General features: G+C 36.9%; 5 protein-coding genes. 3 read left to right on the plus strand and 2 right to left on the minus strand.

The window, feature by feature from the left end; all coding sequences use genetic code 11:
• Positions 1-43 precede the first annotated feature (43 nt).
• Positions 44-2737, minus strand: a complete 2694-nt coding sequence (locus H8R22_RS01715; RefSeq protein ID WP_187009246.1) for a zinc-dependent metalloprotease — start codon at positions 2735-2737, stop codon at positions 44-46.
• A 215-nt stretch (positions 2738-2952) separates the two neighbouring features.
• Between H8R22_RS01715 and H8R22_RS01720 the strand changes: the two genes are divergently transcribed.
• From H8R22_RS01720 to bioB, 3 genes are all read left to right on the plus strand, one after another.
• Complete coding sequence (locus H8R22_RS01720) at positions 2953-3882, plus strand: bifunctional riboflavin kinase/FAD synthetase (RefSeq protein WP_187009608.1); 930 nt, start codon at positions 2953-2955, stop codon at positions 3880-3882.
• 101 nt (positions 3883-3983) lie between these two features.
• A complete protein-coding gene (locus H8R22_RS01725) occupies positions 3984-4421 on the plus strand; it encodes a hypothetical protein (protein WP_187009245.1) in 438 nt (145 codons plus the stop codon).
• 102 nt (positions 4422-4523) lie between these two features.
• Positions 4524-5609: a biotin synthase BioB gene (bioB, locus tag H8R22_RS01730; RefSeq protein WP_187009244.1), complete on the plus strand. Its 1086-nt coding sequence runs from the start codon at positions 4524-4526 to the stop codon at positions 5607-5609.
• A gap of 99 nt (positions 5610-5708) precedes the next feature.
• On the opposite strand, the gene H8R22_RS01735 is transcribed toward bioB, so the two are convergent.
• The coding region (locus tag H8R22_RS01735; RefSeq protein WP_187016526.1) for a T9SS sorting signal type C domain-containing protein at positions 5709-7817 on the minus strand (2109 nt) is incomplete at its 5' end.

The following is a 7817-nucleotide window of genomic DNA, read 5'->3' on the forward strand; positions in this document are numbered from 1 at the left end:
CATTGTGTTTCCTCCTTTTTTTACATCTAAAAACCAGCTGTATTTAATTAACAACTAACTTCTTGACCTGCTTTGATTCACCATCATAAATAGACACTAAGTACAACCCAGCCTGTAGGTCTTTCAATTGTATATTTTGATTAAAAGCACCTGTATTATCATACGCTTTTTCAAATAACTTGCGACCTAATAAATCATGCACTACTATCTTTATTTCGTTTCCAGACTGACTAGAAAATTGAACAGTAAAATTACCTTTATTAGGGTTAGGATAAAGCGAGAAATCATTAGCATCAAAATCTTTTGTACCTAAAGTAAACGTTTTGGTACATATTTGAATTGATGCAGAATTTAATGTTCCCGAGTCATTTGCAAAAGCATCTCGTATTCTAAATGTCCATACCCCTTGCGCTAAATCACCATTAAAAGCTGCCAAAGGCTCGAATGGAGCCACTGTTTGCAATGTTGCAACGTTACATCCAAGCGTTCCTCCGTCGTCATCAAGATTTAGTAAAACACTCCCTCTACTATTCTCACAACTTCTTTCCAATAGTCGTACAGTTTTCCCAGTTGGACTAATGACTTCTATTTGTAAATCAGAAAAATAGGTATGTGTAAAAGCTAAATTGAAATTGACATCACTAACAATGGCTGAAGAATTAGGAACCGTAATTGTTCTAATCGTATAAGTCGATTGCTCCGGTATTGCAAAAGGAGCATCAAATTCATAAGTATTGCAAGCAGAGACAGATGAGTAGCCAATCGTAAAAGCTTTAGAATTTATGGCGTAATATATGTTTCCCGTAGGAGCAATCATGATTCGACAATTTTGACTTACCAAATTAGGAACGACAATTGATTGCAAACCATCATTAGGTGTGTTAGCTGCTAATATTATAGGAAAAGTTAACCCCCCGTCCGTGGATAATTTTATATCGACGTTTGCTGAACCAGTTAATGTATTGGCACCATTCACATTCCAAGTTATTGTTTGAGACTCTCCTTGATACCATGCTACAGCATCCGTGTTTTGAGAGCTAACTACAAATGGACCTACGACACCGCTTACAGTTACCACAGCTATATCCGTATTTGTTTGAGCCGTTCCTTGCGCGGCATTATCCCTTACTGTTAAAGCAAAATTAAGTGTTCGCGGCACAGTCGAAACTGACTCCCAACTACTTGTTAGTTTATTAGCAAGGACATTACTATAACTAGGCATGTATCTAATAGGACTAGAACTAGGATACAGCGATCGAAATAAAGGACCATCTGGTTTTGAAGATACAGCAAAACTATTACTTAGATCCGTTGTTATAGCAGAATCGTTTTGTTCCCAAGTATATGTTAATCTATCACCATTACTATCTGAACCCGTTCCGGTTAAAACAAAAGCTGTTCCAAAGGGAATGGTATAATCTAAACCAGCATTAACAACTGGCGTTGCATTACTAGGAAATGTATTAATAGGACAAGACTTAGTAGCAAGATTATTCTGGATTTGCAAAATACTATAGTAGGTAAAATAATCATCCGAAAATTCTTGGACATCATAATCATCTGTAATCCCTGCATAGGCCATAATAGTTGTGCCACTTCCTGGCTCTACATTAGCACCCGTGCCTTCAATATCATACGAAAAAGTATGGTTAGCACCTAACTGATGTCCCATCTCGTGTGCCACAAAATCGATATCAAATCGATCGCCTTGCGGCACATTATCCGCAGGAGACGTATATGCGCTTCCTTTTCCTCTAGGAACAGATGTAGTAGGATTCACGCATACACAACCAATACATCCAGCGTTTCCGCCACCGCCGCTTCTACCAAACAAATGACCAATATCATATCCATCATTTCCAATCACTGAGGTTAAATTTCTTTGCAACTGTAAACTCCAGTTATCAGTACTACCAGTATCCGTACCAACACTAGCATCAGCGTAGGGATCCGTAACGGAATTAGTATAGATAATTGAACTATTAGTAGCGATAATCTCGAGTTTAATCGCTAAGTCCTTATTAAAAATAGCATTAATACGAGACATAGTAGCATTCATTCCACCAAGGGCACCAGCTGTTGTACCACCGTAGTACTGCGCATACTCACCCGTGCACGATAGCGCCAATCGAAGCGTTTTAAAAACACCGTTATTGGCTTTAGTTTTTGCTGTTTTACTCAACAAATTGTTGTTCAAAGCAATATCATCTGTTTTACAATTTAGTGCTAAAGCACCCTTAGATCTATTAGTACCTTTGTACGCAACATACGTAGCCTTGTCATTATTCTCTTTTTCAATAAACTCTGATCCAAGATCACTCCTTAAAACCATTGTTTGGATTCCCTCAGGAGAAATACTTAAACTTAAAGTAGCTTTAGGGTCAGATAATCCCATTCCGCTGTAGGATCGAATTTCCGGATATTTCTTTTGTAAATCAGGCGCAAAATTAGAATACTCCACAACCCAAAAATCCTCTAACTCTCCTTTACTATTAGGAACTGCAATAGTAACACCTGCTTTGGTTTCAGTATCGGAGTTTGCCTTTGCTAAAGACAATTTAAATTGTAATTCGTCTAAAACATAATAAACATTATCATCGACCTTCTCGATAGCACCGCTATTTTTATCAGAAACTGACCTTGAAGTAGAACTAATTTTTTTCCATGGAGAGGCTACTTGAGCTTGCACAAATGAGGTGAAAATTAAAACAAAAAGTAGCAGGGTATTTTTTTTCATAAGCTAGGGACTTTACAACAAAAATAAAGCAATTAATCTACAATTATAAACACAACCTTATTAATTAGGCGATTGTCCCGTGTTAAAAAAGCCATTTAGCAAAAAATGTAAAATAAATTACACAAAATTCGTCTTAAAAGTGAATGAAAACAGCCCTAATATACCACTACATTAAAATACTTACCATAAATTTGCAGTATTATAAAACAGGTACTTTGAAGATTTTTCACTCCATTAACGATTTTAGCTCTACTAAAAAAACAATTCTCACTCTTGGTACATTTGATGGGGTACATATTGGTCACAAAAAAATTCTAGACAAAGTCATCAACTCAACAGAGAACGGTGAATATGAGAGCTTAGTTTTGACTTTTTTTCCGCACCCTCGAATGGTTTTACAAGAAAACTCAGAGATAAAATTATTAAACACCATCACTGAGAAAATAGAGTTACTAGAAAATATGGGGATTCACAACTTAGTAATTCATCCCTTTGACGAAACTTTTTCTAGACTTACTGCCGAAGATTTTGTTCAAACTGTTTTGGTCGAAAAATTCAACATACAAAAAATTATTATTGGCTATGATCACCGCTTTGGTCGCAACCGTACAGCAAATATTGATGACTTGATCGAATATGGCATAAAATACGGTTTTGAGGTAGAACAAATATCTGTCAAAGAAATTGATGATATATCTGTGAGTAGTACTAAAATTCGAACCGCACTTTCTGAAGGAGACATGGCAAAAGCCAATAGCTATTTAGATTATAATTACACTTTAAGCGGAACAGTTTTTCAAGGCAAACAATTAGGTCGAACTATTGGTTTTCCGACAGCAAATATTAAGATTGAAGAGAATTATAAGCTAATTCCAAAAAAAGGAGCTTACATCGTTACAAGCACAATCAACAATAGTTTAGTAAAAGGCATTATGAATATTGGTCTGAACCCAACTGTACAAGGAGAAAACTTATCGATAGAAATTCACTTCCTTGATTTTGACCAAGATTTATACGGAAAAAAAATAACGGTGAATTTGCTGCAATACCTTAGAGAGGAGCAAAAATTTAATTCTTTAGAAGAATTAACCAACCAACTACAGCTGGACAAAACGACAGCACTGGAATACTTCAACAAACGTTAATATTAGAAGACGTTGTGTAATTTATCTTAATAATTTTCTTAAATTTGGTAATGAACCTCTTATTTTCAAAGAGTTAATTATAACAATTTAAAATTAGAAGCATGAAACTACCAAAAGAAATTTATAACGGAATTATTATTTGGATTGGAATAAGTATACTATTTCTATTGATGAAGGCACTCGATTTAGCCGATGTATTTTATCTCAGAGCACTAAACATTCTATTCATTTATTATGGAGTCAATAGAACCCTAAAGAGCAATTTCAATGAAGGGAAAAATGGTTTGCCTGAAAACGCATTATCTGGTCTAAAAACAGGACTAATAGGTGTTTTTATAAGTATCGCTGGATTAATATCTTACAGCTACATTCAAGGTGGCGACAAATATGTCGAATCCCTTTCTGCTTCCTTTTTATTTGGTGGAGAACCAACAGTGATGACTTATGGTATATCCTTGTTATTCGAAGGAATCGTATCTGCAGTTATTGTAACTTTTACTTTAATGTTAATTTGGAAAAAAAGATATCCTACTGATTAACAACCATTCTAGATAATTAAGTTAAACATAGTTTTTCAACTCATTCACATTGCTTCATTAGAACAATTTGACTACTTTTGAAGCATCAAAAAAAAGCTTACAATGAGTATTACAAAACATAATTGGACGAAAGACGAAATTATCGCTATATATAATAAACCTATGATGGATTTGCTGTATGAAGCAGCATCTATTCATAGAGAACATCACGACCCTAATGTGGTTCAGGTATCCACATTGCTGTCTATTAAAACAGGTGGATGCCCAGAAGACTGTGGTTACTGCCCACAGGCGGCGCGCTATCATACTTCAGTAGAAGGTAATGACTTGATGACGGTTAGCCAAGTTAAGGCACAAGCCTTACGCGCAAAATCAGGAGGATCCTCTAGAGTATGTATGGGTGCAGCTTGGAGAAACGTGAAAGACGGTCCTGAATTTGATCAAGTTCTAGAGATGGTTCGTACCATCAACAAACTAGACATGGAAGTGTGTTGTACACTTGGAATGATCACAGAAAATCAAGCACAACGTTTAGCCGAAGCCGGTTTGTATGCATACAACCACAATTTAGACACATCTGAAGAATACTATAAAGAAGTAATTTCAACTAGAGGATTTGAAGACCGCCTACAAACTATCGAGAATGTTCGTAAAACAAACGTTACTGTATGTAGTGGTGGTATTATAGGAATGGGAGAAAGTATTGAGGACAGAGCAGGAATGCTAGTGGCACTCTCTACACTTAACCCACAACCGGAATCGGTTCCAATTAATGCATTAGTGGCCGTTGAAGGAACTCCAATGGAAGAAGAAAAACCAGTTGAAATTTGGGAAATGATTCGAATGGTTGCGACCACTCGTATCATCATGCCAGAAACGCAAGTTCGTTTATCAGCAGGTCGCATGAACATGAGTAGAGAAGGACAAGCGATGTGCTTTTTCGCAGGTGCTAATTCAATATTTGCAGGAGACAAATTATTGACTACTCCAAATCCAGATGTGAATGAGGACATGAAAATGTTTGAAATGCTAGGATTGAATCCGCAAAAACCATTTACTAAAGTTTCGCAACCGGCAACGGTAGAGGCAGCAGACTCACAGTTTGTGCCTTTGGGAGAAAAACCAAAGTGGTCACGTCCAGAACACAAAATTGAAAGAAACCTTGAAGCATCTGCTAAAAGAAAATAAAAAAAATCCCATCTTGAAAATTCAAGATGGGATTTTTTTTGTGCCAATAATTAATATATTAAAAAACGTTGCTTCAACAACGCTGTAAGTAACGAGACCTTAGTACACTATTTTTTTTGTTACGACTGATCCATTGTTCAACACAACTTTTACAATTAACACCACATTTGCAGCGCTTAGGCTACTAATAGACATTTGATTAGAATCTACTGCATTTTTAGCAAACAATTGTTTTCCCGCTAGATCATAAACATAAGCAGCAACAATGGTTTCAGTACCTACTTGAACCGTAATTACCTTGTTTTTTGTCGAAATATACACCCCTTCCGCAACAAGATCAACAACCTCGACACCAAGTGTTTTATTGGTGTAGCGTATAGCGAAGCGGTCGTTAAAAACACCTATTTCTGTCGTAAATTTATATGTCCCTTCACTTAAATCGATCACAATACCTAAGAGTTTGTCCTCTAAATATACTTTTTGAGTTTCAAATAGACCATCTTTATCTCTGATACTGATACTAAATTGCCCTCCAATATTCGCTTTATATCCTAGTGGTATGATCTCAGCATCATTAAATGGTAGTGCACGACCTTGAATTGTTAAGTTCTTGTCCTTGTTGATACTATAAAAATCAACAAAAGCATTACCATCAAAAGTTTCTCCATCAAAGGCAGTTTCAAAATCATTGGTAGCATCAGTAATATAACCTAATAGCGTTTCTTTAAAAGCCCCTTCTGTATTGATTAGATCAAGCCAAATTCTATTCATTTCCACTACTGAACTTGACTTTTTAGTCGACGCCATTTTAAAAAAATCAGCATTGCTGTTCGCCACTATTGCACTAAAACCCGCACGCATATTATTCGTAAAATTTGCATTTCCTGCTGCGACACTAGTTCCAAAAAATGCTTGACCCGAAGCAATTTTACCAGTAGGAGCGTTTGATTTTACTGGACCAGGACCAGAGGTTGTAGAGGTTGAACTTGGTGCCGGACCAGTAGGAGCCGTAGCAACTCCACCCGTTCTGTTATAAGCAGCATAATCATCAGAGGTATAAGCTAACACTCCCGATCCAGCTGTTCCAGATGGCAGAGTAGAAGCTAACCGAATGGATGTATTATGGGTCCAAAAATAGATGGTTCCTTCCAATACACCACTATTGGCGGCTAAGAACAAATTAGCATCTAATGCAGATGGATAAGGGTTTCCTATTAAAACAGAATTACCCGCTGCTCCTATGGGTAAAGATACCGGCCCATTATTAGGAGCACCCGTGAATCGATACAACTGAGTGGACGGCGGTTGTCCTGATTTGGTTTGTGGTCCTCTGATGATATAACCAACACCTTTACCCATCAAGTTATTATAAGCGTCTTCATAATTCCAACTATTACTAAAAGAATTAAAAGATAAAAACTTATCTCCAAGTGTATTAGGCGAAAAATCTATAAGTTTTTGACCCGCAACCGGTGAGGACCAATACGTATAATCAAAATTAGTAATTGGTGTGGTCTCTCGTTCGTAAAAGATGGAACCACTATTTGCAGCAGTAGCGTTAATTTGAACTAGACTCGTGCCACTAAGGAAAGTCATTGCACTACCTACTTCAACGTCTAACTTGTCTTGAAGTCTCAACATGGTATCTGTAAAAGGATTGTATTCATCACCTACGACAATTATAGTTCCTGCTTTAACAGTACAAGAACACAAGTCTGTACTTGTCACTAAAGTAATTGGCGCAGCATTTGGAGCAGCAATAATTCCAACTTTATCTTGACCTATTCCATTGCTCCAAGTTGTTCCATTATAAGAAGTAGTAACTAGTGCATTGATAGGAACAATAGCAGTAGCAGCGGAAGTACAAGATGCCAAAGATACTGAAAAAGTGTACGAACCGGCCGCAAGCCCTGCTATAGTGGTACTTGTACCCGTTCCTGTAAAGCTACCTGTAGAATTACCGTTTATTGATACTGTCCAGGTTCCAGACGATGGCAAACCATTTAAAACAACACTCCCTGTTGGAGTGATACAATTAGGTTGAGTTATTGTGCCGGGTACAGGAGCCGTTAACACATCTTCTACTGTTATAGTAATCTGATTACTATTTGTTGTACCGCAACCGTTCATTGCATAATATCTTATCTTTTTACCATTATCCGCAAAGGCAACTACATAAGGCACTGTTAAATTGGCAAATGTCCCACT

Source organism: Flavobacterium kayseriense (assembly GCF_014305095.1).
In the GTDB taxonomy this organism is placed as follows: Bacteria; Bacteroidota; Bacteroidia; order Flavobacteriales; family Flavobacteriaceae; genus Flavobacterium; species Flavobacterium kayseriense.

Bases quoted from the DNA above. Each gene is read 5' to 3' on its own strand.
- H8R22_RS01715 (WP_187009246.1), bottom strand. From the start codon at position 2,737: ATGAAAAAAAATACCCTGCTACTTTTTGTTTTAATTTTCACCTCATTT.
- H8R22_RS01725 (WP_187009245.1), top strand. From the start codon at position 3,984: ATGAAACTACCAAAAGAAATTTATAACGGAATTATTATTTGGATTGGA.
- bioB (WP_187009244.1), top strand. From the start codon at position 4,524: ATGAGTATTACAAAACATAATTGGACGAAAGACGAAATTATCGCTATA.